Genomic DNA, 26,589 nt, shown 5'->3' with positions numbered 1-26,589 from the left:
CTTATCCCCCTTGGCGGAACGCGTCTTAAATCACCCGGCCGGGCCGGCCTCGTCAACTCGGTCCAGCGCGGCAGATTCTGCCGGCGGCTCGATCTCGTGGAACGTATAGGAAAGCGTGATCGTGGTGACCAGCTTCGCCTCTTCATCCTCGGTGATCTCTGGATCTACGTAGAAGGTGACCGGCATCCGCACCGTCTGATGCGGTTGCAGGACCTGTTCGGTAAAGCAGAAACAGTCGATCTTGGTGAAGTAGCCGCCGGCCGAATACGGCGCGACATTGTAGCTGGCGGCGCCGGCGACCACGCGGTCGGTGGGGTTGGTCGCCTCATAAAACGCAAGGCCGGTTTCCCCGATCCTGATCTTCATCGTCGTCTTTTCCGGCTTGAAGCGCCAGGGCATGTCGCGGTCGAGCGAGCCGTCGAAGCGCACAAGGATCTCGCGGTCGAGAATCACGTCCGAGCCGGCCTCGGCCGTCGCGGTGGTCCCGGCGTAGCCTGTAACGCGGCAGAAGAGGTTGTAGAGCGGCACCGCGGCGAAGCTCATCCCCAGCATCACCACGCCGAGCGCGGCGAGGCCGATCAACGTCTTGCGGTTATCGGCGCGGCCGCTCATTCCGTTTCGCTCCAGCTCATCTCGGGCTTGATCACATTCGCGCCGAGCTTGGCGATGGTGACGCCGAATATGATCGCGGCGAAGGCGATAAGCACTGCGCCAAGCGCGAGGTTGCGTCCGCGCCGGCGCTGATGGAGCTCGTGATCCTCGCGCCCGATCATGACCAGAGAACCTCGACCGGCAGTGAAAGCCCGGCCGCCCGCAGCCCCGCCTCAAGCGCCAGCGTGCTGAAGATCAGAAAGAGCCAGAGGATCGAAAAATGAAAGAGACGCTTCTCCATCCGGTGCCCGTCGCCCGCGGCCACCGCTTCCGAGCGCAGACCGACAATGGTTGTGAGACGCACGAACTCCAGCGAGAGCGCGCCGGCGACAACGAGATAGAGTAGGCCGCCGATGGCGGTGAACGCCGGCGCTACGGCGGCGGCGGCGGCGGTTAGCCCGTACCAGAAGATCTGCCGGCGGGTGGCGTGCGGACCGGCGACCACGGTCATCATCGGCACCGCCGCGCGCTCGTAATCGCTGTTCCGATAGAGGGCGAGCGCCCAGAAATGCGGTGGCGTCCAGAGGAAGATGATGGCGAACATCAGCACGGGTTCGATCGAGATCCCCCCGGTCGCGATCGCCCAGCCGATCATAGGTGGAAACGCGCCGGCGGCGCCGCCGATGACGATGTTCTGCGGCGTCGAGCGCTTGAGCCACATCGAATAGATGACCGCGTAGAAAAAGATCGTGAAGGCGAGGATCGCCGCCGCCAGCCAGTTCGCGAAAAGCCCGAGCATCGGCACCGAGAAAAGCGCGAGCCCGAGTCCGACAGCCAGCGCTTCGCCCGCCTCGACCCGGCCTGAAGGCACGGGCCGGTTCCGGGTCCGCGCCATCTTCACGTCGATATCGGCGTCCCACCACATGTTGAGCGCGCCCGAGGCGCCGGCCCCCACCGCGACGCAAAGGATCGACGCGAATGCGATCATCGGATGCACGCCGATCGGCGCAACGACTAGGCCGACCAACGCCGTGAATACCACGAGCGACATCACGCGCGGCTTCAGAAGCTCGAAATAATCTCCGAACCCGGCGTCGCGTGGTCCTGCCCCTCCATCGATTTCAAGCGCGCTGGCCATGAGCTTGCGTCATCTTTCCTGTGGGCGGGCCGCGGTCATTCGGCCGCCGAGGCGACCTCTATGGCGGTCTTCGCTGGCAGGCCTTGCGCCGTCCTCGTCGTCTCCAGCCAGGCGTCGTAGTCCTCCTGGCTGACGACCTTGACGACGATCGGCATGAAGGAATGATCCTTGCCGCAGAGTTCCGAGCACTGGCCGAAATAGGTGCCGATCGTGTCGGCGGCGAACCAGAGTTCGTTAAGACGGCCGGGCACCGCATCGACCTTCACGCCGAACGCCGGCACGGTCCAGGCGTGGATCACGTCGGAACCCGTCACCAGCACATGAACCGTGGCGTTCACCGGGACGACGACCGCGGCGTCGGCGGCGAGCAGATACTCGTCAGCCTGATAACCATTCGGCTCCAGGTCCTCCCTTGGCAGCAGGAGCGCGTCGAAGCTGATCTCCTCGTCAGGGTAATCATAGGACCAGTACCATTGATTGCCGGTCGCCTTGATCGTCAGGTCCGCGTCCGGAATGGTCAGCTGCTTGTAGAGGATCGGCAGCGAGATCGCGCCGAGCACGATCAGGACCACGATGGGAGCGGCGGTCCAGGCGACTTCCAGAAGCGCATGATGGGTGAAGCGCGCCGGCGTCGGATTCTTCTTCGCGTTGAAGCGCAGAATGACGATGGCGAGAAGCACGACCACCAGCAGCACGATCCCCGCGCTGACCCAGTGCAGAATGGCGTCGAACCAGTGGAGGTCGTGCGCCAGTTCGGTCACGCCCGGCTGAAAGCCGATACCGCCGCTATGCGGCTTGCCAATGCTCTCCGCCATCGCTGGCGCGGCGAATACTGCCGTCGCTGAGGCGGCCAGACCGTAAAGGATCTTGCTCGGTGTGAACATCATTCGGCGCTCCCGACGTGTGATCGGCGTGACGACGGCGTCGCTTTCCCCGACTATCCAACTTTCTTTGCAGTCTCATTCCACAGCCCCCGCCGAAGGGCAAGCTGGACGATTGCGTCATTCAGCCGCTAAACCTCCGCGAACCCCGACGCCGGAGAACGCAATTGACCCGCGATACGACCAATGACGAGACGCCGTTCAGCCCGTTCGAGACCGATCTCGATCGCGAGGAAACGCTGGCGACCCTGCGCGGCGCGGTCGCCGGCGCCGATGACGGCGAGTTGTTTCTGGAGCGGCGCCGCTCCGAATCCCTGCACTTCGATGACGGCCGGTTGCGCGGCGCGAGCTATGACAGCGCGAAGGGCTTCGGCCTGCGCGCCGTCGCCGGACCGGTCGCCGGCTACGCTCATTCGACCGAACTGACGGCGGCCGCGCTTCGCCGCGCTGCGGAGACCGCGCGCCTTGCCGCGGCGGAGGGAGAGTCCCGCCCCGCCCCGCCGCCCCCCGTCGCCAACCAACGGCTCTATCCGCAGGAGAGCCCGCTCGCCGGGATGAGTTTCGCCGCCAAGGTGGAGCTGCTCCGCGAGATCGATGATTATCTCCGGACGCGCGATCCGCGCGTCGTGCAGGTCTCCGCCTCCCTTGCGGGCGAATTGCAGGAGGTCGAGATTCTCCGCCCCGAAGGCGGCTCTCTGGCCGAGGCGCGCCCGCTGGCGCGGCTGTCGATTTCGGTCATCGTCGAGAAGGATGGGCGGCGCGAAAGCGGCAATGCCGGAGGCGGCGGGCGCATGGGCTATGACGCGCTGATCGCCCCCGAGGCATGGAAGGCGACGGCGGAGGAGGCGCTTCGCATCGCGTTGGTCAATCTTGAAGCGGAGGACGCGCCGGCGGGGGTGATGGAGGTCGCGCTCGGCGCCGGCTGGCCTGGGATCCTGCTCCATGAGGCGATCGGCCACGGCCTGGAGGGCGACTTCAACCGAAAAAATACCTCGGCCTTCTCCGGCCTGATGGGCCAGCGCGTCGCCGCGCCCGGAGTAACTGTCGTCGACGACGGAACGATTCCCGGGCGGCGCGGCTCGCTCTCCTTCGACGACGAGGGCACGCCAACCGGCCGCACCGTGCTGATCGAGGACGGCATCCTCACCGGTTACATGCAGGACCGTCAGAACGCCCGGCTGATGGGCATGGCGCCGACGGGCAACGGCCGGCGCCAGAGTTTCGCGCATATCCCGATGCCGCGGATGACCAACACGGTGATGCTCGGCGGCGAGGCCGATCCCGGCGACGTGGTGGCGGCGGTGAAGGACGGAATCTACGCCGTCGGTTTCGGTGGCGGGCAGGTCGATATCGTTAACGGGAAGTTCGTCTTTTCCTGCACCGAGGCTTATCGGGTCAGGAACGGCAAGGTGCTGCATCCAGTGAAGGGCGCGACGCTGATCGGGGACGGACCGACCGCGCTCGGCAAGGTCCTGATGATCGGAAACGACATGGCGCTCGACCCCGGAATCGGCACCTGCGGCAAGAACGGTCAAGGTGTGCCGGTCGGGGTCGGTCAGCCAACCCTGCTGATCAACGGGCTGACCGTTGGCGGGGCGGCGGCCTGATTCGGGAATCGCGCCGAGAATCATCGGGTTGGACCATCGCCCTCAGCCTGTGCTATCTCTTTCAACAAGATCGTTTCGGGTTGCGGCGGGGAATTTGGTGATGGCGGATTTTGCGGGTATTCCGCTTCTCGAAGGGTTGCCGGAAGACGCGGCCGCGCAGGCGGCGCCGCGCTGTCGCTGGAAAACCTTCGAGGCGCATGAACTGATCGTCGACTATGGTGACGAATCGAACGATGTCCTTTTCATCATCTCCGGCCAGGTGCGGGTCCTGATGTCCTCCGCCTACGGGCGGCATGTGATTCTCAATCATCTCGACAAGGGCGATTTCTTTGGCGAGATGTCTGCGATCGACGGGCGGAGCCGCTCCGCCTCGGTCATCGCGCTCTATAATTCCGAGATCTGCGTGATGCCTGGTGAGGTGTTCATGGAGATTGCGACTTCCGTCCCCCTCATCGCGCGGCGGACGCTGGAGAAGCTGACCGAGAGGGTGCGCACGATCAACGAGCGCCTCGCGGAACAAGCGTTCCTCACCGCCCGACAGCGGCTCTGCGCGGAGCTGTTGCGCCAGTCCCGCCCGCGTTCCGGCCATCCCGGCCAGCGTATCGTTTCTCCGCCGCCGATTCAGGAGGATCTCGCCAATCTCATCTCCTCGCGCCGCGAGGTCGTCAGCCGCGAGTTGTCCGCACTGACCAAGGATGGCGTGATGGAGCGGAGCCGCGGCGGCCTCATACTCACCGATGTCGATGAGCTGAGCCGGCGAGTCGAGGAGGCGATGGGGCCGATTCGCCCCTAGCCCGGATTCGGGTTGGCCTGAATCGCAGTTCGTCTTGCGATGGTGGCCGCGCGCCAGGCAAGTTGCGCCCTGCGCGAGCCCCGGTCTATCGTCCTCCGGTCAACTTCAGCGGAGAGCTCAGAGAGATGCGCAAATTCATGGTTTCCGCCCCGCAACCTGAGGCGGCGGAGGCCGGGCTTGATGTTCTCGCGGCTGGCGGCAACGTGGTCGACGCAGCCATCGCCGCCGCGTTCGTGCAGACGGTGGTCGACCCGCAGATGTGCGGCATCGCCGGTTTCGGCTCCCTGCATCTGCACCTCGCGGGCGGGCCGCACCTGCTGATCGATTTTCACGGCCGCGCACCGGCGGCGGTGACGCCCGACATGTGGGAGAAGCGCATCATCCGCGAATGCGATGATGGGTTCGGTTTCGTCCTCGATGGCCGCGTGAACGAGATCGGCCGCCAGTCCGCGACCACGCCGATGACTCTCCGCGCCTTCGACGAGGCGCTCACGCGCTTCGGCACGATCCCGCTCGCCAAGGCGCTGGAGCCCGCGATCGCTCTGGCCGAGGACGGTTTCGCCATCCGCCCCGCCGTCCATTCCTTCTGGATGCGCGGCGAAGACAAAGGCCGCATCGCCCGCATCCATGGTCTCACCGACGATCCCGCCACGCGAAAGATCTACTGCAAGACGGACGGAACCCCGCTTGGCGTTGGCGAGGTGTTGAAGAACCCTGACATGGCGCGCACGCTTCGCCGCATCGCCGAGAACGGCGCCGAAGATTTCTATTCCGGCGCCATCGCCCGCGAGATCGCCGCAGACATGGCTGCGAATGGCGGGCTTTTGAGCATGGACGACCTCGCCGCTTGCGCGACCGAGGAGACCGCGCCGCTCTGGATCAGCTATCGCGGTCATCGCGTCGCGACCAACCAGCCGCCGGGCGGCGGGCTGGTGATCGCGCTGATGCTCCGCATACTCGAGCGTTTCGACCTTGCGGCGATGGGCCACAATTCGGCCGATTACATCGCCGTCGTGGCTGAGGCGATGAAGATCGCCACCGCCGAGAAGGACGCCCGCATGGGCGATCCGCGCTTCGTCGACATTCCGCAGGACGAGATGCTCTCCGACGCCTACGCCGATGCTGCGGCGGCGCGCATTCGGCGCGGCGAGAAGGCCGCCGTGCCGCGCCTCGGCGGCGGATACGAGAGCCGCGAGACCACCCATATCAATGTCGCGGACGCCGCGGGAAACTGCGTGACGATGACCCATTCGCTCGGCTCGTCATCGGGCGTCGTGACCGAGGGGCTGGGGTTCATGTACAATAACTGCATGATGGTATTCGATCCGCGCCCCGGCCGCCCCGGCTCGCTCGCCCCTGGCAAGGCCCGGTTCACGGCGCTCTCACCCACCATCGTCTTCAAGGGGGAGGAACCCTTTCTTCTGGTCGGCGCGCCTGGCGGCACCACGATCACGATGGGCAATCTTCAGGCGATCCTGAACGTCGTCGATTTCGGCATGACGGCGCAGGAGGCGGTGAGCGCCCCGCGCTTCACGGCGACCTCCGAAGTCATCGAGCTGACGAACCGCATCCTCCGCTCCACCGAGCGCGAGCTGCAAGCGCGCGGCTACCCGACCAAACGCCACCCGTTCAGCCACATGTTGCCGCTCGTCCACACGATCCGCCTTGTGGATGGCGTGCTGGACGGCGGGGCCGACCCGGCGGCGGACGGGATGGCGGTGGGGACTTGAGGGCGCGGCGATGAAGCAGCAAACCCTCCCGCTGAAAGCGATCCGTGTTCCGGCGAAACGCGCGCGAACGCTGGAGGCGGCGAAAGTCGCCGCGCTTGCCGAAGACATCCTCGAAAACGGCCTGACCACCCCGATCCTCGTTCGCGCCGATGGCGAGGGATATGTCCTCGTCGAGGGGCTGCACCGGCTGGAGGCGGCGAAAGCGCTGGGCGAGGAGACGATCGAAGGCATTCTCGTTCAAGCGCGGCGATGGTGAAAGCAGCGCCCCGCGCCGCCTAACCCAGCTTGTCCGCGATCCAGGTCGCGAAATCGTAGTTCGGCCGCTCGAGATGCGACAGCGGGCCGGGCTCCGCGAGGGCGGAGCAGAGCCCGCGATAGACATTTTCGGTGCAGCCCTTGTCCTCCTCGTTCACTTCGTCGAGCAGTTTCTTGACGGCGTCGAAATGCGCCTCCGCCTTCGGGTCCGCGGCGAAATCGGGCGACAGCCCGCCGCCATAGAGGATGCGGACGCCATCGACTCCGTCCGGGTGAAGACTCAGATACCAGAAATAGCCGGGCGTGAGGGTGATCATCAGGCTGGGATAGATCGCCAGCAGATAGGTCGTCCGCCGCCGCTCACCCACCAGCCGCGTGTTGGTCGGGTGCGCGACAGAGAGAAAGAAATCCGGGTCTTTCAGAATCCAGTGATAGTTGAAGGCGGGAAGGCCGGGCGGGCATTCCATCTCCTCCAGCTTCACGAAGCCGCCGATGGTTCCACCGTGACAGACGGGAAGGTGATAGCTCTCCATGAAATTCTCGGCCAGCACCTTCCAGTTGGTGTTCCAGCGATGCGTCTCCTGGAAGGTCTGGCGGTAATCCTCCATGTGGAAATCGCCGATCAGCGCCTCGACGTCGGAGAGCTGTTCGGCCGGGTCTGCGGCGTCGGCGTTCAGCGACACCAGCACCCAGCCGAGCCATTCGACGCACCGGATCTGCGGCAGGCGTATCTCGTCGCGCTCGAAGGACTCGTTCAGATTCATCCCCGGCGCGCCGCGCAGCCGCCCGTCGAGCCCGTAGGTCCAGGCGTGATAGGGGCAGACGATGGTGGACGTGTTTCCCGAACCTTCCAGCAGCGTCGACATCCGGTGCCTGCAGGTGTTGGACTGCGCGCGCAGTATCCCCTCACGGTCTCGCAGCACCATGATCGGCGTTCCCACCAATTCGAGCGTGATGTAGTCGCCCGGCTTCGCAAACTGGTCCGAGCGACCGGCGCAGAACCATTCCTTCGCGAAGATGTCCTCCATCTCCCGCTTCAAGAAAGCTTCGGAGGTATAGACTGAACGCGGCATCGCGCGTGCGCGATTGAAGGGAACCGAGACATTGGCCTTCAACTCCGCCAGCGCATCGGGCGGGCCGTCGATGGGGTCATGTCTTGTCATGGTCTTTTCTCCTCTTATGCGGCCGTCGGCGTCTTGTGGCCGCACCCGTCGCCCCTCGGGCGGTCCCAATATCACGGACGATACCCGAAGCTTCATTCACCGCTTCGGCGGCGCGACGCGCGGTGGCCTCAGCGGGCGAGGATCATCCGCGCGGCTTTCTCCGCGATCATCACTACGGGCGAGTTGGTGTTGCCGGACGTGATCCGCGGCATCACCGAGGCGTCGACCACGCGAAGCCGCTCGATCCCGCGCACCCGCAATTCAGGGTCGACGACCGCGCCCTGGTCCGACCCCATACGCGCGGTGCCGACCGGGTGGAAAATCGTGGAGCCGATATCGCCCGCCGCACGCTCCAGTTCCTTGTCGCTCACTGCCTCCGGTCCCGGCATGAATTCCTCCGGCAGGCGGCGAGCGAGCGGTGGGGCCGCCATGACTTCACGCGCCTGTCGGATGGCGGCCGCGGCGATGCGCCGGTCGCCCGGCGTCGAAAGGTAGTTCGGGGCGATGATCGGCTGCGATAGCGGATCGGGGCGGGCGATCTCCACCCGGCCGCGGCTTTCAGGTCTGAGATTGCTGACGCTGATCGTCACCGCGTCGAAATCGTGAAGCGGTTGCCCGAAGGCTTCCAGCGAAAGCGGCTGGACATGGTATTCGAGATCGGGCGTCGCCACGCGCTCGGAGGAACAGGTGAAGGCGCAGAGCTGGCTCGGCGCCATCGACATCGGGCCGGTGCGCTTCAGCGCGTATTCGAGCCCGATCTTCGCCTTGCCCCAGAGCGAGTTAGCCATGGTGTTCAGCGTTTTCGTCCCGCTCACCCGAAAGGCGCATCGGAGTTGAAGGTGGTCCTGCAGGTTTGCGCCGAGCTCCGGCGCCTCATGCACGATCCCGATTTCGTGCTTCTGCAGCAGCGCGCCCGGCCCGACGCCCGAAAGCTGGAGGATCTGTGGCGTGCCGATCGCGCCCGCGCAGAGGATGACCTCTCGCCGCGCCTTCAGTTCGGTCCCGTCGACCAGCTTGACGCCGGTCGCCCGCCGCCCTTCGAACAGCAGCCGCGCGATCTGCGCGCCAGTGCGGACGGCCAGGTTCTTGCGCGCCTTCACCGGGTTGAGAAAGCCGCGCGCCGCGCTCCAGCGCCAGCCGGATTTCTGGTTCACCTTGAAGTAGCCGACGCCGAAATTGTCGCCGGTGTTGAAATCATCGCACTCGGGAACGCCGGTCGCGATGAAGGCCGCCTTGATCTCCTCGAGCACGTCCCAGCGCAGGCGCTGCTCCTCCACCCGCCACTCGCCGCCCGCGCCGTGCATGTCCGAGGCCCCGGCGTAGTAATCCTCGCTCGCCCGGAAAAGCGGCAAGACATCGTCCCATCCCCAGCCGGCGCAGCCCATCTGCCGCCAGCCGTCGTAGTCCGCCGCTTGTCCGCGTAGATAGAGCATTCCGTTGATCGAGGAGCACCCGCCGAGCACTTTGCCGCGCGGATAGAGCAGCGCGCGCCCGTTCAGCCCCGGCTCCGGCGCTGTCTTGAAGCCCCAATCGGTGCGCGGATTGCCGATGCAATAGAGGTAGCCTACCGGAATGTGGATCCAGTGGTAGTTGTCAGTTCCGCCCGCTTCGAGCAGCGCGACGCGCGTGGAAGGCGCAGCCGACAGCCGGTTGGCGAGAACGCAGCCCGCCGTTCCGGCGCCGACGATCAGATAGTCGAATTCATCACTCATGCCGCTCCTCCGGATTCGATGGGGCGCGAGACGCCCCGCCTCGTCAAGGCCGTCTCTGTAGATATCCGCGTCCGGCGGTTCAGCGCGGCGGTGAAGTTGTTTGCGACCAAAGTGAGTCAAATAATTTAATGTGAACGCCATTTCTCGTTCTGATCGTCAAAAATTCTAACGAATCAATACATAAAAGAGGCGAAATTACGGCGACGGCCGAAATGATGCAGAAGCGAAACAATTCTTGGCATGACTCTACTGCGCGAGATGCTATCTTGGGTTGTGCGGCGTATCCACACTCAACGCGCCGCCACCCAAAACCGGCCAAGCGTATCGGCCGGACCCACAGGCGGGCGGCGTTATCGTCCGTAACATGAAAAGCAGCGCGTATGCCCCACACGCGCTTCGCTCTCTGACCCTCTTCGGCCCATCCCCCTCGCCGGAGAGGGTTTTTCCTTTCCTGCCGCGGCGCGCGCCCATGACTTGCCATCGCCACCAAAGCATCGCATGGCTTTGAACGAGGGAAAGAAGGAGGCGCGGATGACTGGGACAGCGCTGATCGTCATTGACGTCCAGAACGATTTCTGCCCCGGCGGCGCGCTGGCGGTGCGCGACGGCGACGCCGTGGTTTCGCCGATCAACGCGCTCTCGGCGCAATATCCGCTTCGCGTGCTCACGCAGGATTGGCATCCGGCGGATCACAGCTCGTTCGCCGACAATCATGCGGGCGCAGCGCCGTTCTCGACGATCGAGGCGGATTACGGGCCGCAGGTGCTCTGGCCGGCGCATTGCGTGCAGGGAACGCCGGGCGCGGCTTTTCACGAGAGCCTTCGAACCGATGCGGACCTGATCATCCGCAAGGGTTTTCGGGCGGCGATCGACAGTTACTCCGCTTTCTTCGAGAACGACCACGAAACCCCGACCGGGCTCGCCGGTTATCTGCGCGAGCGCGGCGTCGGGGCGCTGGTCCTCTGCGGCCTCGCCACGGATTTCTGCGTCCGATTCTCCGCCGTCGATGCGGCGAAACTCGGCTTCGAGGCGACGGTTGTCGAGGACGCTTGCCGAGGGATCGACCTCGACGGCTCGCTCGCCGCAGCATGGGAAGAGATGCGTGAGGCCGGGGTGCGGCGCGCCACGGTCGCGGAGCTTCTCTGATGGTCGATATCGCCACCAGGGTCCATGACCATAACTGGAAAATCGACCCGATTGTCCGCTCGCTGCTCGACACTGATTTCTACAAGATCCTGATGGCGCAGACCGTGTTCCGCCGGCATCGCGACGTGCGGGTCGAATTCAGCCTGATCAACCGCTCCGCCGAGGTGCCGCTGGCGAAGCTGATCGACGAGGGAGAGTTGCGCGAACAGCTCGACCATATCCGTTCGCTCTCGCTTTCGCGCGGCGAGAGCACATGGCTCCGCGGCAACACGTTCTACGGCAAACGCTGGATGTTCAGCCCTGACTTCATGGGCTGGTTCGAGAACCTGCGCCTGCCGCCCTATCATCTGGAGCGCAGAGGGGATCAGTACGAGCTGACCTTCGAGGGGGCCTGGCCCGAGGTGATGATGTGGGAAGTTCCGGCTCTTGCGGTGCTGATGGAGCTGCGGGGGCGCGCTGTCCTGCGCGGCATGGGGAAGTTCGAACTTCAGGTGCTCTACGCCCGCGCCATGGCCAAGGTCTGGGAGAAGATCGAGCGTCTGCGCCGGCTTGATGGGCTTTCGATCGCCGATTTCGGCACCCGCCGCCGGCATTCCTATCTCTGGCAGGACTGGTGCGTTCAGGCCATGATGGAAGGGCTGGGCGAGCGGTTCACCGGCACCTCGAACTGCCTGATCGCGTTGCGCCGCGAGGTGGAGGCGATCGGCACCAACGCGCACGAGTTGCCGATGGTCTACGCGGCGCTGGCCGGGCGCGACGGCGACGACCGCGCGCTTCAGGCCGCGCCCTATCAGGTGCTGGAGGACTGGAGCAGGGATTATGACGGCAACCTTCTGATCGTCCTGCCGGACACGTTTTCCTCCACGACGTTCTTCGATCGCGCCCCGCCCTGGTTGACGGACTGGACCGGCGTCAGGATCGACAGCGGCGATCCGTTCGAGCAAGCGGAAGCGGTGATCGCCTGGTGGCGCGGGCATGGCCTGGACCCGAAGGAGAAGCGAATCATCTTCTCGGACGGTCTGGATGTTGACCTGATCGAGCAACTGCACGCAGCTTACGCCGACCGGGTGCTGCTCGGTTTTGGCTGGGGCACAAACCTGACCAACGATTTTCGCGGTCTCGCGGCGGATGAACGGCTCGCGCCCTTTTCGCTGGTCTGCAAGGCGGTCAGCGCGGATGGTCAGCCGACGGTGAAGATCTCGGACAATCCGCTGAAGGCGATGGGGCCGCCGGATGAGATCGAACGCTACAGACGAGCGTTCGAGATCGGCGCGCAGACTCCCCGCGCTGTTTTGGTCTGACGAAAAAGGCGCGCCCCGGAGAGGGCGCGCCAGTCGTCGGTCACGAGGGACAGTAAGCGAGAACCTTCAGATCGGTTCCGGACCATTGCTTGGCGAAATCAAGGCGATAATATGGCGATGTCCGCGACTCGGTTACTGGGTCTGAGACGCCCTCCCTCCCGTTACTGACGAGAACGTGATCCGGGCGGCCTAAAACCCCGTCGAATCCTCAACCATAGCGCGCATGCCCGTCGGAGGCTGACTGGGCCAGGACGGAAATCCTCCGCATAATCGTGCGCCCGATTCAATCATGGCGGGACTGACTTTATTCGTTTCCGAAGTCGCGCAATTATATGGAATTATCCATGGATTCTATGTATGTATGCGGCTGCGCATGTTCAGTGAAGCGCTACCGATTGTGGATGAAACCCACCGGGTTGTTAGAATGGGGTCAGGCATGAGAATTTTCTTCCGTGGAGCTCTGGCGGCTTCAATAATGACGCTCTCGGCGGCGGGCGCGGCTCACGCCGTTTCGTTCGGTGTCGTCGGCGTCAGTTCGTCGAACACAACCGCCACCGTGGACTTCAGCTATGATGGGATCGATACGCTAACGATCGACATCATGAATACGGCCTCGGTTTCACCCGATCCGATAGTAACCGGCTTCGCTTTCAACGCGCCGACCGACGTGGCGGGGATCTCCGGCTTCACGGCGACCGGAACGCAAGGGAACGCCAACTGGTTCGAATTCTTGGAGCCTGACGATATCAACACGCCCGGCAATAACGGGCAGTTCGACATCGGCGCGACGACCGCCAACAACGCCCCAAACAACTTCAACTCGGGCATCAATGGCGGCTCAACGAACTTTGGCATCGCCGCCAATGACACGGGCTCGTTCACGTTTACGCTCACCGGCGACGCCACGTTTCTCGCCGGCTTGACCGCGGACAGTTTTCTCAGCCTGAACTCCACGGGCGGAAACAACGCGTTCCCGTTCGCGGTCCGGTTCCAGCAACTCGATGACAACGGCGTGACCAGCGATATCGCGTTCGGCGGCCCGACCACGGTCGTGCCGGTTCCGGCGGCGCTGCCGCTCTTCCTCACCGCGCTCGCGGGACTGTCCTTCGCTTCGCGCCGGCGTCGCAACGCCGCCTGACAACCGGGCGAACGCGCCTTTCGGACGGCCTCGCCGCGGCGGGGCCGTTTTCGTTTCAGCCGATCTCTTCGGTCTTGGAATCCCGGCGCTCCTCGTCCCGCAACCGGTGAAGATGGGCGATGAAATAGCGGGTCGTCGCGCTGTCGACACTGCGTTGCGAGGCGCTCTTCCAGGCGTCATAGGCCTTGGCGTAATTCGGAAAGACTCCGATCACGTCGAGATTGTCGGGGTCGACGAACTCGGTGCGGCTCGCGTCCTTTAGCTCGCCCCCGAAGACGAGGTGAAGTCTGACCGTCATGGGCGTCCTCCGTTCATTCAGCGCGGCAGTCTATCGCGCGGGGCCGCTTCCGCTCAAGCGACGGGGCGAAGCCGCGTCATGATGTCGGCGTGAAGCGGCGCAGGCCCGATCACCACTCCCGGCATCCGCGGATGCGCGGCGTTGTAGCGCCAGTCGGCGCCGGTAGCGGTCGTCACCACCGCCCCCGCTTCGCCTGCGATCAGCGCCCCGGCCGCAACGTCCCATTCCCACGCCGCCCGCAGTGTGAAGGCGAGGTCGAACCGGCCGGACGCGACGAGGCAATGGCGATAGACCAGTGAATTGCGGAACTCCCGGCTGACCGGCGGCGGCCCCCCCGGCCAGCTTGACGGGTGCATCTGCTTTTGCCCCGAAAGCGCCACCGCGCCGTCGATCTCGGCGCGCGCCGAGACGTGCAGGGGCGTTCCATCAAGGAACGCGCCGCCGCCCTTCACGGCCCAGTACATCTGGTCACGGATCGGGAAATAGGCGACGGCGACGGTGACCTCGCCGGCTTCGGCGATCGCCAGCGCGTGACAGAAACTGTCGTCGCCGCGCATGAAGGCGCGGGTGCCGTCGATCGGATCGACGATGAACACCCGGTCATGGTCAAGCCGGGCGGGATCGTCCTCGATCTCCTCGGAAAGCCAGCCATGATCGGGCCGTGCGGCGAGGAGCGTGCGTTTCAGCATGCGGTCGATGGCGATGTCGGCGGCCGTCACCGGCCCGGCCCCCTCCGGCTTTTCCCATGTCGCGACATCGGTGCGATGGTGAAGGCGCGCGATCTCGCCCGCCTCGCGCGCCTGGTCGATCAGAAGCGCGAGATCGGCGGCCCGGTCGGATGCGGGCGCGATCTCAGCCGGAGGCAACGGTCAGCCCCTCGACCAGCAGGCTCGGCGTGATCAACGCTTTCGTGCGGTCCGAGTCGTTCGCTGGCGTCATCCGGCGCAGGAATTCGGGGAGCGCGCCGGCGATGGTCAACTCGTTCACCGGAAAGGCGATCTCGCCGTCCTCGACCCAGAAGCCGGAGGCGCCGCGGCTGTAGGCGCCGGTGGTGGCGGAAATCGACGAACCGATGAGCGAGGTCACGATCAACCCTTCGCCCATTTCGCCGATCAACTCCTCCGGGCTTCGCGCGCCCTCGCTCAGCGTGAGGTTCGAGGTCCCGGGTTGCGGCGCCCCGCCCACCCCGCGCCGGGCGCCGCCGGGCGCCGGCAGGCCGAGCCGCCGCGCCGTCGCGCTGTCCAGCGTCCAGCCCTTCAGCACCCCGTTCTCGATCAGCCCGCGTGGCGAAAGCGCCATCCCTTCGCCGTCGAACGGGCGCGAGCCGGCGCCGCGACGCCGGTGCGGGTCATCGACCAGATCGAACCCCGGCGCCAGCACCGGTTCGTCCATCCGGTCCTTGAGCCAGCTCGCCCCGCGCGCCACCGCGGCGCCGTTGATCGCGCCGAGGAGATGTCCGACCAGAGATCCCGCGACGCGCCGGTCGAAAAGCACCGGCCAGGCGCCGGTCTTCGCGCGGCGCGGGTTCAGCCGCTCCGCCGCGCGCCGCCCGGCTCGCACGCCGATCTCCTCCGGCGCCGGCAGGTCGGCGGCGTGGGTTCGGGCGGCGAAGTCGTAATCCGTCTCCATCTTGAGCCCGGCGCCAGCGACGGCTGAGACCGAGAGCGAGGCGCCGGTGCGAGCATAGGAGCCGGCGAAGCCGTTCGAGGCGGCGTAAGCGACGATGGCGCGCCGCCACCCGGCGCCGGCGCTCTCGACCTGCGTCACGCCCTTTTCGCCGAGCGCCGCCGCCTCCGCGCGTTCCGCCAGTTCGCGCAGGGCGCTCGGGGCTGGCGCTGGCGCCGGATCGTCAAGATCGAGATCAGGCAGGCGCGAGGGGTCCGCGAGTCCGGACTCATCCGGCAAACCGCACCATTCATCCTCGGGCGCGACGCGGGCCATTGCGACCGCGCGCGCGGCAAGCTCCGCGATGACCGACGGGGCGGGGTCGGAGGCGGAAACGGAGGCCTGCCGGCGTCCGATCAGGACGCGCAGCCCGTAATCCGACGCCTCCGCGCTTTCCGCCTCCTCCAGCGCGCCGCCCCGGACCGAGACACTGACGTCCCGGCTCTCGACGGCGAGCGCGTCGGCGCTCGTCGCGCCTGCTCGCCGCGCTGCTTCGACGAGCGCGGCCGCGAGTTCGCGCGGCCCCATCAGAAGAGCCGCCCGGCGGCGAGGCCGATTACGCAGAGCGCAAGCAGGACCGTTGCGATCAGCGTGGCCGCCATTCCGTAAAGGCGAAACGCCATCGGGCCGCGTCCGGTGAACCGCAGGCCGTGGAGAAGCCGTCCGACCGTCAGCAGAACGCCGAGACCATGCAGAGCGAGACCGGGCGCGCCGAGCAGTTCGGCGAGAATCAGCAGGATCAGGGCGATCGGCATCGTCTCGGTTGCATTGGCGTGACCGCGAATCAGTCGGTTCATCACTTCGTCGCCGCCGTCGCCAAGGCTGATCCGCCCGGAACGCCGACGCAGCACCACTTCGACCGTGAGCCAGAGCAGGATCAAGGCGTTCAGGCCGCTGTAGAAAGCGGCGATGGCGGGAGGGTTCATGCGGCGTCTCCGACGGTCGTGATGCGGCGAACCTAGACTGCCAGCCGTGAGGCGCAAGTCCGGCCCGCCGCGTTCGGCGCGCGGGCGCGCCGCCTGCGCCGGCCTGGGGGCGCGGATCGGGCGACTCAGGCCCGCCCCGCCGCCGCCTCCAGCGCAGGATAGCGCAGGCCGAGCGTGACCCCGCGCGCGGCGAAGAAGAAGAGCAGCGCCGCCCAGAGCCCGGACGCCCCGAAGACCGACGCGAGTGTGAATATGAGCGTCAGATAGAGCGCCAGCGAGACGATCATCGCGTTCCGCATGTCGCGGGTCCGGGTCGCGCCGATGAACACGCCGTCGAGCATGAATGCCGGCATCCCGACGAGCGGGGCGAGGATCAGCCACGGCAAGAGCGATTCCGCCGTCGCGCGCACCTCCGTCGCCGTGGTCATCATCGCGATGATCCAGGGACCAGCGAACACGAAAGCGGCGGCCAGCGCCACCACCAGCAGGCCGGCCAGCTGCGAGGAAAGAATCGCCGCGCGCCGGAGCGCGGCGGCGTTGCGCGCCCCCATCGCCCGCCCGACCAGCGCTTCCGCCGCGAAGGCGAACCCGTCGAGCGCGTGCGAGGTGATGAGAATGAACTGGAGCAACACCTGGTTCGCCGCCAACGCGACATCGCCGAGCGCGGCGGAGCGGAAGACGAACACCGCGATTCCGATCTCGAGCAGGATCGAGCGGATCATGATATCGCTGTTGACTGCGGCCATCCTGCGCAGCCGGTCAGCCTGAAAGATCAGCGCCGGGGCGCGCCATGCAGTTCCGGCGAACGCCCTCCGACAGAGCCAGAGCCCGAAACAGGCGCCCGACCACTCGGCGATGATCGTCGCCGCCGCGACACCCTGGACGCCCCAGTCGAGGCCGAGAACGAAGACGAAATCGAGCGCGATGTTCAGTCCGTTGACCCAGAGTTGAAGCGCGAGAACAGCGCGCGTCCGCTCGGCCGCGATCAACCAGCCGGTGATGGCGAAGGCGGCGATCGCCGCGGGCGCGCCGAATGCGCGGATCGCGAGGTACCCGCCCGCTAGTGCCTCCACCTCGGCCGACCCCGGCGCGATGCGGAAGCCGAGCGCGAAAAGCGGTTTGTGGAGAAGGATGATCAGCGCGCCGGATGCGCCGGCGATGAGGAGGCCGCGCACCAGCAGCGCCGTCGCCTCCCGCGCGTCACCGGCGCCGAGCGCCTGTGCGGTCAGGCCGGCGGTGCCCATCCGGAGAAATCCGAAAATCCAGTAGATGAAGGTGATGATGATCGCGCCGAGGCCGACGGCGCCGATCGGCGCCGCGGCGCCGAGTTGTCCGACGACGCCGGTGTCGACAACGCCCAGCAGCGGCACGGTGGCGTTGGCGAAGACGATCGGCAGCGCGATCCTGAGCACGCGTCTCCGATCGAGGACGACGCCAGCTTCAGCCGGCATTCTGCATCAGGAAATGTCCGTGCGCAGCCGCGATCGGCCGGTCGCGCGAATCCTGCCAGGCCTCGACGCGCACATTCGCCACCCGGCGCCCCGCCTTCTGCACGGTGGCGCGGGCGTAGGCGTCGCGCGGTCGGCCGGAGCGGAGATAGTCGATGGTGAGATCAATGGTTTTCGGGAGTTTCGGCAAGCGTCCCGCATGGATCGCCGCCGCTTCGGCGCCGCCGGCCTCCATGCCCCGCCAGAGTTCGTCCCAGGCCAGTTGCATGATCGCCGTGATCTCCAGCAGCGCGCCGGTGACGCCGCCGTGGAGCGCCGGGATCAGCGGATTGCCGATCAGATGCTCCGAATAGGCCAGCCGGGCGGTCAACTCGTCCCCCATGCGCACGAAGCTGACGCCGATGAAGCGGTGATAGGGCGAGGTCAGCGTCAGCCGCTCCAGCGCGGCGTCGCGGCGGGCCTTTTCTTCCTGTGTCGCGGCGCCGGTCATTCCCGACCTCCGAGCGGCGTGATCATGAAGGCGCCGGCCGCCGTCGCCACCGGGTCGTCGGGATCGGAATCATAGGCGACGCCGCGACAGAACGCGACGGAGCGGGTCAGCCGGTAGCATTCGCAGGCCCCGAGAATCGCCTTTCCCGGTTTCGATGGGCGCATGTAGTCGATCCGGAGGTCGAGCGTCGCGACGCCCGCCTTGCCCCCCATCTTCAACATCGCCGCGATCCCGCATCCGGTGTCCAGCAACGTCGTCACCACGCCGCCATGGATCACCCCGGTGGCCGGGTCGCCGATCAGGCGCTCGTCATAGGGCACGCGGACATGCAGCCCGCCGTCCTTCTGCGGTTCAAGCCGGAGGCCGAGCGCGCGCGCGTGTGGAAACGCGTCGAGCGGGTAACGGGTCGGGCCCGGTTCGTCATTCTTCGGAGTGTTCATTTGCGAATTCCTCGATCGGCCGGGATGCTAGCCGCGCCGATTGCGGCTGTCGACGCGACGGCGAGCCGATATTCACTCCGTCGACACTTGACGCTTACGTTAACGTCATACATATATGTAGAGGGCATAGCAAGGAACGGAGCCGATCTCATGAGCGAGCAGACTTATACAATCGGTGAGCTCTGCGCCGAATTCGACGTCACGCCCCGCACACTGCGCTTTTACGAACAGCGCGAGCTTCTGACGCCGATCCGCGAAGGCCAGCGCCGCATCTTCACCCAGCGCGACCGCGCCCGGCTGAAACTGATTCTCCGTGGCAAGCGCTTCGGCTTCTCGCTCGAATCGATTCGGCAGTGGCTGAACCTCTACGATCTCGGCGATGGCGGCGTCACGCAGATGACAACCTGGGTCAGCAACGCCCGCACTCAGATGGACGCGCTACGTGCGCAGCGCGACGAACTTGAGGACGCGATGCGGGAACTTCAGGGCCTGATCGACGACACCGAGGCCGAGCTTTCCCGCCGCAACGCCGCCCGCGCCGCGGAATAGCCGCGGCGACGACTGCGCCGGCCGCCTTCTTTCCCGAATCCCGAACGGAGCGCCAGATTCATGCCGACCTATACGCCACCGACCGAAGATCAGCTTTTTATCCTGCACGAAGTCCTGAAGGTTCAGGAAAACGAGGCGCTGGAAGGCTATGACGAGTTGACGCCCGACCTTACCGGACCGGTGCTGGAGGAGGCCGGCAAGCTTGGCGCCGAAGTGCTGGCGCCGCTGAACGCGGTCGGCGACGGCGGCTGCGAACTGGAGAATGGCGTCGTCCGTACGCCCGAGGGCTTCCGGGCGGCGTTCGATCTTCTTCGCGACGGCGGCTGGACCTCGCTCGCCTGCGACCCGGATTTCGGCGGACAGGGCCTGCCCGGCATCCTGCACGCGGCGGCGGGGGAATCCCATTCCGCCGCAAACATGGCGTTCATGATGTTCTCCGGCCTCACGCTTGGCGCCTATCGCGCCATTCACACGCATGGGACGGACGAGCAGAAGCAGACCTATCTCTCGAAAATGGCCACCTGTGAGTGGACCGGCACGATGAACCTGACGGAGCCGCATTGCGGCACCGATCTCGGCATGCTGCGCACGAAGGCGGAACCACGGGATGACGGCTCCTACCGGATCACGGGGCAGAAGATCTTCATCTCTTCCGGCGAGCACGACATGGCGGACAACATCGTCCACCTCGTTCTCGCGCGGATTACCGGAGCGCCCGAGGGTGTGAAGGGCATCTCGCTGTTCATCTGTCCAAAGTTTCTTCCGAAGGAAGACGGAACGCCGGGCGAGCGCAACGGCGTCGTTTGCGGCGCCCTCGAAGAGAAGATGGGCATTCACGGCAATCCGACCTGCGTGATGAATTACGACGGCGCGACCGGGTTCCTGCTGGGCGAGGCCAATCGCGGGCTGCCGGCGATGTTCGTGATGATGAACCACGCCCGGCTCGATGTGGCGGGGCAGGGTCTTTTCCAGGCCGCCGCCGCCTATCAGGCCGCTGCGGCCTATGCGAAGGACCGGCTTCAGGGCCGCGCCGTGACCGGGCCGGCGGCGCCGGAGAAGTCCGCCGATCCGCTGATCGTGCATCCCGATGTGCGCCGGATGCTGCTCGACCAAAAGAGCTTCGTGGAGGGGGCGCGCGCGGCGCTTCTGATCGCCGCCGAGATCAACGACGTCTCGCATCGCCACCCCGACGCCGAGAAGCGCGAGGAAGCCGACGCGATGCTGGGCCTTCTGACGCCGGTGCTGAAGGGCTTTTGCACCGACAAGGGCTTCGAGATGACGGTCGAGGCGCAACAGGTATTTGGCGGCCACGGCTATATTCGCGAGTGGGGCATGGAGCAGTTCGTCCGCGACGCCCGCATCGCGATGATCTACGAGGGCGCGAACGGCATTCAGGCGCTCGACCTCGTCGGCCGCAAGCTGGCGCTCAACGGCGGCAAGACGCTGATGGCTTTCTTCGAGGAGATCCGCGGCTTCATCAAGGCGCATGAGGACGACGAGATGCTGGCCAGGAATTTCCTCTCGCCGCTGAAGTCCGCCTCGAAAGATCTTCAGGCGGCCGCGATGTATTTCATGGCCGAGGGCGTGAAGAACCCGAACAACGCGCTCGCCGGCTCCACCGACTTCATGCATCTTTTCGGCCATGTGCTTCTCGGCTGGGCCTGGGCGCGCATGGCGGTCGCGGCGCGGGCCGGGCTCGAGAGCGGCGAGGGGAACGCTGCGTTTTATGAGGCGAAATTGCGCACCGGGCGCTATTACATGGCCCGCGCGCTGCCGGAGACGGCGCTGCGGCTTGCGCGGATCCAGACTGGCGCCGCGCCGGTGATGGACCTGCCGGCGGAGGCGTTCTAGGGCTTGCGCCCCACGTCGAAACGCTTCTCTTCACCGGGGGGCTTGAAACAGGCGGCGCCCGCCATGGGCGCTCCGAACGTCTAGGGAGAGACGCCTTGCAGTTTGAAAATCTCAAGTCCGACTGGATGAACGAAGAGCACGTGATGTTCCTGGACGCGGCGACGCGGTTCTTGGAGGAGCGCTGGGTTCCCCGCGCCGAAGGCTGGCGCAAGGCCGGCATCATGGAGCGCGAAATCTGGAACGAGGCCGGCGAGGCCGGACTCCTCTGCGCCTCGATCCCCGAGGAATATGGCGGCGCCGGCGGTGATTTTGGCCATGAGGCGGTGCTCTCGCTGATTCAGGGCCATGTGAATCTCGCTTCGTGGGGCCAGTCGATCCATTCCGGAATCGTCGCGCACTACATTCTCAACTGTGGCACCGAGGAGCAGAAGAAGCGCTGGCTGCCGAAAATGGCGACCGGAGAGATTGTCGGCGCGCTGGCGATGACCGAGCCTTCTGGCGGTTCCGACGTGCAGCGGATCAGGACGAAGGCGGTCAAGGACGGCAACGCCTATCGACTCTCCGGGCAGAAGACCTTCATTACCTGCGGTCAGCACGCCAATCTTATTCTTGTCGCCGCCAAGACCGACCCGAACGAGGGCGCGAAAGGCACTTCGCTGGTGGCGGTGGAGACCGATGGCGCGGAGGGCTTCACGCGTGGACGCAATCTCGACAAGGTCGGGTTGAAGGCCGCCGACACGTCCGAGCTGTTCTTCGATAACGTGCCGATCCCGCCGGAGAACCTGCTCGGCGGCGAGGAGAATATCGGCTTCTACCAGATGATGCAGCAATTGCCGCAGGAACGGCTGCTGATCGCCTGCGGCGCGGTCGGCGCCATGGAAGGCGCGGTCCGCAAGACCATCGCCTATTGCAAGGAGCGCGATGCCTTCGGCAAGCCGATCATCGAGTTCCAGAACACGAAGTTCAAGCTGGCCGAATGCAAGACCGAGACAGTGGTGGCCCGCGCCTTCCTCGACAAATGCATCGAGGCGCATCTGAAGGGCGAATTGAGCGTGGAGACGGCGGCGATGGTCAAGTACTGGACCACCGATCTCCAGAACCGCATCCTCGACGAATGCGTCCAGTTGCATGGCGGCTACGGCTTCATGATGGAATATGACGTCGCAGAGATGTGGACCGACGCCCGCGTCCAACGCATCTATGGCGGCACCAACGAGATCATGAAGGACCTGATCTCGCGCAGGCTTTGAATGGGCCGAGGTCCCGGACCTGTTCCGGGGCATCGAACGAACCGGCGGGGCCCCATGTCAGGCCACGGCGCTGAACAGGAAACGGGGAAAGACGCAATGACGATGAAACTCTACTGCTTCGGCGAAAGCGGAAACTCCTACAAGGCGGCGCTGCCCCTCGCGCTTTCCGGGCTGGATTGGACGCCGGTCTTCGTCGATTTCTTCAAGGGCGCGACGCGGACGACCGAATACCGGGCCGAGATCAACGACATGGGCGAGGCGCCGGTTCTGCTCGACGGCAAGGTGAAACTCACGCAGTCCGGCGTCATTCAGGATTACATCTCGGAGAAATCCGGCAAGTTCGGCGGCGCCACCCCGGACGAGCGGCGTGAGATTCTGCGCTGGGTGCTGTGGGACAATCACAAGATGTCCTCCGCCGCCGGCATGACCCGCTTTCTGATGAATTTCCTCCCCGAGGAGAAACGCCCGGCGGAGGTGATCGCCTTCATGCAGGGCCGGCTGAAGGCCGCCTACGCCACGCTCGACGCGACGCTGGCGAAACGCGACTGGCTGGTCGGCGACGGGCCGACCAACGCCGATTTCTCCTGCTGCGGGTATCTCTTCTACACCGAACCATTCGGCTTCTCCCGCGAGGACTGGCCGCATCTCGACGCCTGGCTCGGCCGGATTGAGGCGCTGCCGGGCTGGAAACACCCTTACGACCTGATGCCGCGCGCCTAGCGCAGCCGACCTCTCCGAAGGAGACCCCATGACCGACGCTTACATCTTCGACGCTGTCCGCAGCCCGCGCGGCAAGGGCAAACCCGACGGCGCGCTCCACGAAGTCACCTCCGTCCGGATGGCCGCCAACGCGCTGAACGAGTTGAAGGCGCGGACCAATCTGGACGAAAGCCTTGTCGAGGACGTGATCCTAGGCTGCGTCACAGGCGTCGGCGAACAGGGCGCCTGCCTTGCGCGCTCCGCCGTGCTTTACGCGGGTTGGGAGCGATCGGTGCCGGGCCTGCATATCAACCGTTTCTGCGCCTCGGGCATGGAGGCGGTGAACCTCGCCGCCAACCAGATCAGGGGCGGGGCCGGCGATCTCTACGTCGCCGGCGGCGTCGAGATGATGAGCCGGGTGCCGATGGGCTCGGATGGCGGCGCGCTGGCTGTCGATCCCTATCTGGCGATGAACGCCTATTTCGCGCCGCAGGGCGTCTCCGCCGACCTGATCGCGACGAAATACGGGTTCAGCCGCGACGATGTGGACGCCTACGCGGTCGAAAGCCAGAAACGCGCCGCCAAGGCGTGGGACGAAGGCCGGTTCGCGAAATCCGTCTTCGCGGTGAAGGATCAGAACGGACTGACGATCCTCGACCATGACGAGACGATCCGCCCCGGCGCCGACATGCAGTCGCTCGGCGCGTTGAAACCCTCCTTCAAGGATATGGGCGAGACGATGCCCGGTTTCGACAAGGTGATGATGCTGCGCTACCCGGAGGTGGAGAAGGTGAATCATGTCCACCACGCCGGCAACTCATCCGGCATCGTCGACGGCGCGACGGCGGTTCTGGTGGGCACGAAAGCGGCGGGCGAGAAGCTTGGCCTGAAGCCGCGCGCGCGCATCCGCGCCACCGCAAAGATCGGCTCCGAACCCGCGATCATGCTCACCGGCCCGGTGCCGGTGACGGAGAAGATCCTCCGTGATGCGGGGATGAAGATCGGCGATATTGGAACCTTCGAGGTGAACGAGGCCTTCGCCGCGGTGGTCCTTCTCTTCATGCAGCATTTTGGCGTCGATCATGCGGCGGTGAACCCGAATGGCGGCGCCATCGCGATGGGCCATCCGTTGGGCGCCACCGGCGCGATGATCATCGGCGCCGCGCTTGACGAGATGGAGAGGACCGACAGGGAAACCGCGCTCGCCACGCTCTGCGTCGCTGGCGGCATGGGCGCTGCGACGATTCTCGAGCGGGTGTGAGGAGAGAGACATGACCATTTTCAACTACGAAGTGGACGCCGACGGCGTGGCGGTCATCTCCTGGGACCTGCCCGGCGCCTCGATGAACGTGATGACCGAGGGCGGGATCGCGGAGCTTGACGCCGCTTTCGACAAGGCGCTTGGCGACGATGCGGTCAAGGGAATCGTGCTGACATCGGCGAAGAAGGATTTCGCCGGTGGGATGGACCTCAACATCCTCGGCAAAGCCCGGAAAGCCGCGGAAGCTGCGGGCCGTGCGCCGGCCGAGGCGGTATTCGAAGGGGTGATGCGGATGCATCGGCTCCTGCGGAAGATCGAACTCGCGGGAATGGACTTCAAGACGAAGAAGGGTGGCAAGCCGGTGGTCTGGGCGTCGCCGGGCACGGCGGCGGGGATCGGGCTGGAGCTCGGCCTCGCCTGCCATCGCCGGATCGTCGCCGACAATCCGAAGGCGAAGATCGGCCTTCCCGAGATTCTCGTCGGCATCTTCCCCGGCGCCGGCGGCACGACGCGGCTTGCGCGGATGCTCGGCGTGATGGGCGCTTCACCGTTCCTTTTCGAGGGCAAGATGATGGCGCCCAAGGCGGTGAAAGCCGCTGGAGTGGTGGATGAAATCGTCCCGCCCGAGGCGCTGATGGAGGCGGCGAAAGCCTGGGTGTCGAAAGCGTCCGAGGCCGACCTGGTGAAGCCCTGGGACGCGAAGGGTTACAAGATGCCCGGCGGCGCGCCCTACACGCCGCAGGGGTTCCAGACCATGGCCGGCGGGATCGCGATGATCCACGGGCGCACGCAGGGCGTCTATCCCGCCGCGAAGGCGCTGATGAGCGCGATCTACGAGGGCGCGCAGGTTGATTTCGACACCGCGATCCGGATCGAGGCGCGGTGGATGACCAGCATCATGCTCAACCCTACCTCAGCGGCGATGATCCGCTCGCTCTTTCTGAACAAGGAGGCGCTGGAGAAGGGCGCGGTTCGCCCGAAGGACGTGCCCGACATGAGAGTCAAGAAACTCGGCGTGCTCGGCGCCGGAATGATGGGCGCCGGCATCGCCTATGTCTCCGCCCGCGCCGGCATCGAGGTCGTGCTGATGGACCGCGATCAGGCGGCGGCCGACAAGGGCCTCGCGACGATCACCGGGCTTCTGGACGACGACGTCAAGAAAAAACGCCTGACCGCGGAGGCGAAGGACGCCGTGCTTTCGCGCCTTACGGCCACGCCGGATTACGCCGCGCTGAAGGGCGCCGATCTGGTCGTCGAGGCGGTGTTCGAGGATCCGGGCGTCAAGGGCGAGGTGACGAAACAGGCGGAGGCGGAATTGCCGGAAGAAGCGATCTTCGCCACCAACACTTCGACCCTGCCGATCTCGGAACTGGCGAAGGCCAGCCGTGACCCCGAGCGGTTCATCGGCATCCATTTCTTCAGCCCGGTTCACCGCATGATGCTCGTCGAGATTATCAAGGGCGAGAAGACCGGAGACGAAGCGGTCGCGAAAGCGCTCGATTTCGTTCGCCAGCTTCGGAAAACCCCGATCGTCGTCAACGACGCGCGATTCTTCTATGCCAACCGCTGCATCATTCCCTATGGCGGCGAGGCGGCGCGGATGGTCGCCGAGGGAATAGAACCGGTGCTGATCGAGAACGCGGCGAAGCAGCTCGGCTTTCCGCTCGGCCCGCTGCAGCTTGGGGACGAGACCTCGATCGATCTCGCGGAGAAGATCATGCGGGCGACGAAGGCGGCGTTGGGCGACGATTACCCGGAGAATCCCGGCGACGACGTGGTGCAGGTTCTCTTCGACGCCGGTCGCTTGGGCCGGAAATCCAAGGCCGGCTATTTCGAATATGACGAGAACGGCAAGCGCACGGGCCTCTGGCGTGGTTTGCAGGAGCATTTCCCGCTGGCCAAGGAGCAACCCGACGTCACCGAAGTGCAGCACCGGCTGATGCTGGCGCAGGTGCTCGAAGCTGTGAAGGCGCTGGAGGAAGGCGTGCTGGAGGACATTCGCGAAGGCGATGTCGGCGCGATCCTCGGCTGGGGTTTCGCGCCGTGGTCGGGCGGGCCGTTTTCTTGGATCGACATGCTCGGCGCAGACGAGGTCGTTCGAATCTGCGACCGGCTGGCGCAGAAGCACGGGCCGCGTTTCACTGCGCCGAAGCTGCTGCGCGACGTCGCCGAGGCCGGGGAGAGTTTCTACGGACGGCACGAGGCGACGAAGGCGGCCTGACATGGCGCTCCGGAGGGATTCGACGTGCGGCGCGGG

The 26,589-nt window shown here is 65.7% G+C and carries 26 protein-coding genes; 13 read left to right on the top strand and 13 right to left on the bottom strand.

The window, feature by feature from the left end:
* Positions 1–30: 30 nt before the first annotated feature.
* Genes G5B40_RS12660 through coxB form a run of 4 tightly spaced genes read right to left on the bottom strand, consistent with a single transcriptional unit; the run spans position 31 to position 2,616 of the window.
* Positions 31–612, bottom strand: coding sequence for a cytochrome c oxidase assembly protein (locus G5B40_RS12660; protein ID WP_165099200.1), 582 nt, complete (start codon positions 610–612; stop codon positions 31–33).
* Positions 609–773 (bottom strand): hypothetical protein, encoded by a 165-nt coding sequence (locus G5B40_RS12655; RefSeq protein ID WP_165099198.1) that lies wholly within the window; start codon positions 771–773, stop codon positions 609–611. Before G5B40_RS12655 ends, G5B40_RS12660 begins: the two co-directional genes overlap by 4 nt.
* On the bottom strand, positions 770–1,729 hold the full coding sequence (locus G5B40_RS12650; protein ID WP_165099196.1) for a heme o synthase: 960 nt from the start codon (positions 1,727–1,729) through the stop codon (positions 770–772). Before G5B40_RS12650 ends, G5B40_RS12655 begins: the two co-directional genes overlap by 4 nt.
* Positions 1,730–1,764: 35 nt before the next feature.
* The gene (gene coxB / locus G5B40_RS12645) at positions 1,765–2,616 is read right to left on the bottom strand and encodes a cytochrome c oxidase subunit II (RefSeq protein ID WP_165099193.1); all 852 of its coding nucleotides are present in this window, start codon (positions 2,614–2,616) and stop codon (positions 1,765–1,767) included.
* A gap of 161 nt (positions 2,617–2,777) precedes the next feature.
* Between coxB and tldD the strand changes: the two genes are divergently transcribed.
* The 4 genes from tldD to G5B40_RS12625 all read left to right on the top strand — a co-directional run bounded on the left by tldD (position 2,778) and on the right by G5B40_RS12625 (position 6,996).
* Positions 2,778–4,217 carry a metalloprotease TldD gene (tldD, locus tag G5B40_RS12640; protein ID WP_165099191.1) on the top strand — a complete coding sequence of 480 codons (1,440 nt, stop codon included), beginning with the start codon at positions 2,778–2,780 and terminating at the stop codon, positions 4,215–4,217.
* A 100-nt stretch (positions 4,218–4,317) separates the two neighbouring features.
* A complete protein-coding gene (locus G5B40_RS12635) occupies positions 4,318–5,010 on the top strand; it encodes a Crp/Fnr family transcriptional regulator (protein WP_165099189.1) in 693 nt (230 codons plus the stop codon).
* Positions 5,011–5,135: 125 nt separating this feature from the next.
* A complete protein-coding gene (ggt, locus tag G5B40_RS12630) occupies positions 5,136–6,740 on the top strand; it encodes a gamma-glutamyltransferase (protein ID WP_165099186.1) in 1,605 nt (534 codons plus the stop codon).
* Between the two features lie 10 nt (positions 6,741–6,750).
* Complete coding sequence (locus G5B40_RS12625) at positions 6,751–6,996, top strand: ParB N-terminal domain-containing protein (protein WP_165099184.1); 246 nt, start codon at positions 6,751–6,753, stop codon at positions 6,994–6,996.
* A 19-nt stretch (positions 6,997–7,015) separates the two neighbouring features.
* Here the strand turns inward: G5B40_RS12625 and G5B40_RS12620 are convergent, their stop codons facing one another.
* Both G5B40_RS12620 and G5B40_RS12615 read right to left on the bottom strand, forming a co-directional pair.
* A complete protein-coding gene (locus G5B40_RS12620) occupies positions 7,016–8,158 on the bottom strand; it encodes an aromatic ring-hydroxylating oxygenase subunit alpha (RefSeq protein WP_165099181.1) in 1,143 nt (380 codons plus the stop codon).
* A 128-nt stretch (positions 8,159–8,286) separates the two neighbouring features.
* Entirely contained in the window at positions 8,287–9,870 is a 1,584-nt protein-coding gene (locus G5B40_RS12615) for a GMC family oxidoreductase (RefSeq protein ID WP_165099178.1), read from the bottom strand.
* Positions 9,871–10,401: 531 nt separating this feature from the next.
* On the opposite strand from G5B40_RS12615, the gene pncA reads away from it, so the two are divergent.
* The 3 genes from pncA (at position 10,402) to G5B40_RS12600 (ending at position 13,455) form a co-directional block, all read left to right on the top strand.
* Positions 10,402–11,016 (top strand): bifunctional nicotinamidase/pyrazinamidase, encoded by a 615-nt coding sequence (pncA, locus tag G5B40_RS12610; RefSeq protein WP_165099175.1) that lies wholly within the window; start codon positions 10,402–10,404, stop codon positions 11,014–11,016.
* On the top strand, positions 11,016–12,317 hold the full coding sequence (pncB, locus tag G5B40_RS12605; RefSeq protein ID WP_165099172.1) for a nicotinate phosphoribosyltransferase: 1,302 nt from the start codon (positions 11,016–11,018) through the stop codon (positions 12,315–12,317). The genes pncA and pncB overlap by 1 nt, the downstream gene beginning before the upstream one ends.
* A gap of 361 nt (positions 12,318–12,678) precedes the next feature.
* Positions 12,679–13,455 (top strand): PEP-CTERM sorting domain-containing protein, encoded by a 777-nt coding sequence (locus tag G5B40_RS12600; RefSeq protein WP_211907326.1) that lies wholly within the window; start codon positions 12,679–12,681, stop codon positions 13,453–13,455.
* A gap of 55 nt (positions 13,456–13,510) precedes the next feature.
* On the opposite strand, the gene G5B40_RS12595 is transcribed toward G5B40_RS12600, so the two are convergent.
* From G5B40_RS12595 to G5B40_RS12565, 7 genes are all read right to left on the bottom strand, one after another.
* Positions 13,511–13,753, bottom strand: coding sequence for a DUF4170 domain-containing protein (locus G5B40_RS12595; protein WP_165099169.1), 243 nt, complete (start codon positions 13,751–13,753; stop codon positions 13,511–13,513).
* 53 nt (positions 13,754–13,806) lie between these two features.
* Complete coding sequence (locus tag G5B40_RS12590) at positions 13,807–14,619, bottom strand: inositol monophosphatase family protein (protein ID WP_246209495.1); 813 nt, start codon at positions 14,617–14,619, stop codon at positions 13,807–13,809.
* Entirely contained in the window at positions 14,606–15,946 is a 1,341-nt protein-coding gene (locus G5B40_RS12585; protein WP_165099167.1) for a TldD/PmbA family protein, read from the bottom strand. The genes G5B40_RS12590 and G5B40_RS12585 overlap by 14 nt, the downstream gene beginning before the upstream one ends.
* A complete protein-coding gene (locus G5B40_RS12580; RefSeq protein ID WP_165099165.1) occupies positions 15,946–16,344 on the bottom strand; it encodes an MAPEG family protein in 399 nt (132 codons plus the stop codon). Before G5B40_RS12580 ends, G5B40_RS12585 begins: the two co-directional genes overlap by 1 nt.
* A gap of 125 nt (positions 16,345–16,469) precedes the next feature.
* The gene (locus G5B40_RS12575) at positions 16,470–17,795 is read right to left on the bottom strand and encodes an MATE family efflux transporter (protein WP_165099163.1); all 1,326 of its coding nucleotides are present in this window, start codon (positions 17,793–17,795) and stop codon (positions 16,470–16,472) included.
* Positions 17,785–18,282, bottom strand: coding sequence for a PaaI family thioesterase (locus tag G5B40_RS12570; protein WP_165099161.1), 498 nt, complete (start codon positions 18,280–18,282; stop codon positions 17,785–17,787). The genes G5B40_RS12575 and G5B40_RS12570 overlap by 11 nt, the downstream gene beginning before the upstream one ends.
* A complete protein-coding gene (locus G5B40_RS12565) occupies positions 18,279–18,722 on the bottom strand; it encodes a PaaI family thioesterase (RefSeq protein WP_165099159.1) in 444 nt (147 codons plus the stop codon). Before G5B40_RS12565 ends, G5B40_RS12570 begins: the two co-directional genes overlap by 4 nt.
* 150 nt (positions 18,723–18,872) lie before the next feature.
* Here G5B40_RS12565 and G5B40_RS12560 point away from each other — a divergent pair, with 150 nt between their 5' ends.
* The 6 genes from G5B40_RS12560 (at position 18,873) to G5B40_RS12535 (ending at position 26,553) form a co-directional block, all read left to right on the top strand.
* Entirely contained in the window at positions 18,873–19,271 is a 399-nt protein-coding gene (locus G5B40_RS12560) for a MerR family transcriptional regulator (protein ID WP_165099157.1), read from the top strand.
* 60 nt (positions 19,272–19,331) lie between these two features.
* Positions 19,332–21,122, top strand: coding sequence for an acyl-CoA dehydrogenase C-terminal domain-containing protein (locus tag G5B40_RS12555; protein WP_165099155.1), 1,791 nt, complete (start codon positions 19,332–19,334; stop codon positions 21,120–21,122).
* A gap of 125 nt (positions 21,123–21,247) precedes the next feature.
* Entirely contained in the window at positions 21,248–22,372 is a 1,125-nt protein-coding gene (locus G5B40_RS12550) for an acyl-CoA dehydrogenase family protein (protein ID WP_165103582.1), read from the top strand.
* Between the two features lie 96 nt (positions 22,373–22,468).
* Positions 22,469–23,092, top strand: coding sequence for a glutathione S-transferase family protein (locus tag G5B40_RS12545; protein ID WP_165099153.1), 624 nt, complete (start codon positions 22,469–22,471; stop codon positions 23,090–23,092).
* A 28-nt stretch (positions 23,093–23,120) separates the two neighbouring features.
* A complete protein-coding gene (locus G5B40_RS12540) occupies positions 23,121–24,332 on the top strand; it encodes an acetyl-CoA C-acetyltransferase (RefSeq protein WP_165099151.1) in 1,212 nt (403 codons plus the stop codon).
* A 10-nt stretch (positions 24,333–24,342) separates the two neighbouring features.
* Positions 24,343–26,553 carry a 3-hydroxyacyl-CoA dehydrogenase NAD-binding domain-containing protein gene (locus tag G5B40_RS12535; RefSeq protein WP_165099149.1) on the top strand — a complete coding sequence of 737 codons (2,211 nt, stop codon included), beginning with the start codon at positions 24,343–24,345 and terminating at the stop codon, positions 26,551–26,553.
* Positions 26,554–26,589 lie beyond the last annotated feature (36 nt).

Source organism: Pikeienuella piscinae (genome assembly GCF_011044155.1).
GTDB classification, from domain to species: domain Bacteria; phylum Pseudomonadota; class Alphaproteobacteria; order Rhodobacterales; family Rhodobacteraceae; genus Pikeienuella; species Pikeienuella piscinae.
Note: the sequence above shows the minus strand (reverse complement) of the source record. Positions and strands in the feature narration are given on the sequence as shown.

What these genes read in the sequence shown, in the direction of transcription:
- G5B40_RS12535 (WP_165099149.1), top strand. Translation starts at nt 24,343, where the DNA reads ATGACCATTTTCAACTACGAAGTGGACGCCGACGGCGTGGCGGTCATC.
- G5B40_RS12650 (WP_165099196.1), bottom strand. Translation starts at nt 1,729, where the DNA reads ATGGCCAGCGCGCTTGAAATCGATGGAGGGGCAGGACCACGCGACGCC.
- ggt (WP_165099186.1), top strand. Translation starts at nt 5,136, where the DNA reads ATGCGCAAATTCATGGTTTCCGCCCCGCAACCTGAGGCGGCGGAGGCC.
- G5B40_RS12655 (WP_165099198.1), bottom strand. Translation starts at nt 773, where the DNA reads ATGATCGGGCGCGAGGATCACGAGCTCCATCAGCGCCGGCGCGGACGC.
- G5B40_RS12560 (WP_165099157.1), top strand. Translation starts at nt 18,873, where the DNA reads ATGAGCGAGCAGACTTATACAATCGGTGAGCTCTGCGCCGAATTCGAC.
- G5B40_RS12555 (WP_165099155.1), top strand. Translation starts at nt 19,332, where the DNA reads ATGCCGACCTATACGCCACCGACCGAAGATCAGCTTTTTATCCTGCAC.
- G5B40_RS12575 (WP_165099163.1), bottom strand. Translation starts at nt 17,795, where the DNA reads ATGCCGGCTGAAGCTGGCGTCGTCCTCGATCGGAGACGCGTGCTCAGG.
- G5B40_RS12565 (WP_165099159.1), bottom strand. Translation starts at nt 18,722, where the DNA reads ATGAACACTCCGAAGAATGACGAACCGGGCCCGACCCGTTACCCGCTC.
- G5B40_RS12620 (WP_165099181.1), bottom strand. Translation starts at nt 8,158, where the DNA reads ATGACAAGACATGACCCCATCGACGGCCCGCCCGATGCGCTGGCGGAG.
- G5B40_RS12625 (WP_165099184.1), top strand. Translation starts at nt 6,751, where the DNA reads ATGAAGCAGCAAACCCTCCCGCTGAAAGCGATCCGTGTTCCGGCGAAA.
- G5B40_RS12585 (WP_165099167.1), bottom strand. Translation starts at nt 15,946, where the DNA reads ATGGGGCCGCGCGAACTCGCGGCCGCGCTCGTCGAAGCAGCGCGGCGA.
- pncB (WP_165099172.1), top strand. Translation starts at nt 11,016, where the DNA reads ATGGTCGATATCGCCACCAGGGTCCATGACCATAACTGGAAAATCGAC.
- pncA (WP_165099175.1), top strand. Translation starts at nt 10,402, where the DNA reads ATGACTGGGACAGCGCTGATCGTCATTGACGTCCAGAACGATTTCTGC.
- G5B40_RS12540 (WP_165099151.1), top strand. Translation starts at nt 23,121, where the DNA reads ATGACCGACGCTTACATCTTCGACGCTGTCCGCAGCCCGCGCGGCAAG.
- G5B40_RS12660 (WP_165099200.1), bottom strand. Translation starts at nt 612, where the DNA reads ATGAGCGGCCGCGCCGATAACCGCAAGACGTTGATCGGCCTCGCCGCG.
- G5B40_RS12580 (WP_165099165.1), bottom strand. Translation starts at nt 16,344, where the DNA reads ATGAACCCTCCCGCCATCGCCGCTTTCTACAGCGGCCTGAACGCCTTG.
- G5B40_RS12635 (WP_165099189.1), top strand. Translation starts at nt 4,318, where the DNA reads ATGGCGGATTTTGCGGGTATTCCGCTTCTCGAAGGGTTGCCGGAAGAC.
- coxB (WP_165099193.1), bottom strand. Translation starts at nt 2,616, where the DNA reads ATGATGTTCACACCGAGCAAGATCCTTTACGGTCTGGCCGCCTCAGCG.
- G5B40_RS12595 (WP_165099169.1), bottom strand. Translation starts at nt 13,753, where the DNA reads ATGACGGTCAGACTTCACCTCGTCTTCGGGGGCGAGCTAAAGGACGCG.
- G5B40_RS12600 (WP_211907326.1), top strand. Translation starts at nt 12,679, where the DNA reads ATGCGGCTGCGCATGTTCAGTGAAGCGCTACCGATTGTGGATGAAACC.
- G5B40_RS12550 (WP_165103582.1), top strand. Translation starts at nt 21,248, where the DNA reads ATGAACGAAGAGCACGTGATGTTCCTGGACGCGGCGACGCGGTTCTTG.
- G5B40_RS12570 (WP_165099161.1), bottom strand. Translation starts at nt 18,282, where the DNA reads ATGACCGGCGCCGCGACACAGGAAGAAAAGGCCCGCCGCGACGCCGCG.
- G5B40_RS12615 (WP_165099178.1), bottom strand. Translation starts at nt 9,870, where the DNA reads ATGAGTGATGAATTCGACTATCTGATCGTCGGCGCCGGAACGGCGGGC.
- G5B40_RS12545 (WP_165099153.1), top strand. Translation starts at nt 22,469, where the DNA reads ATGACGATGAAACTCTACTGCTTCGGCGAAAGCGGAAACTCCTACAAG.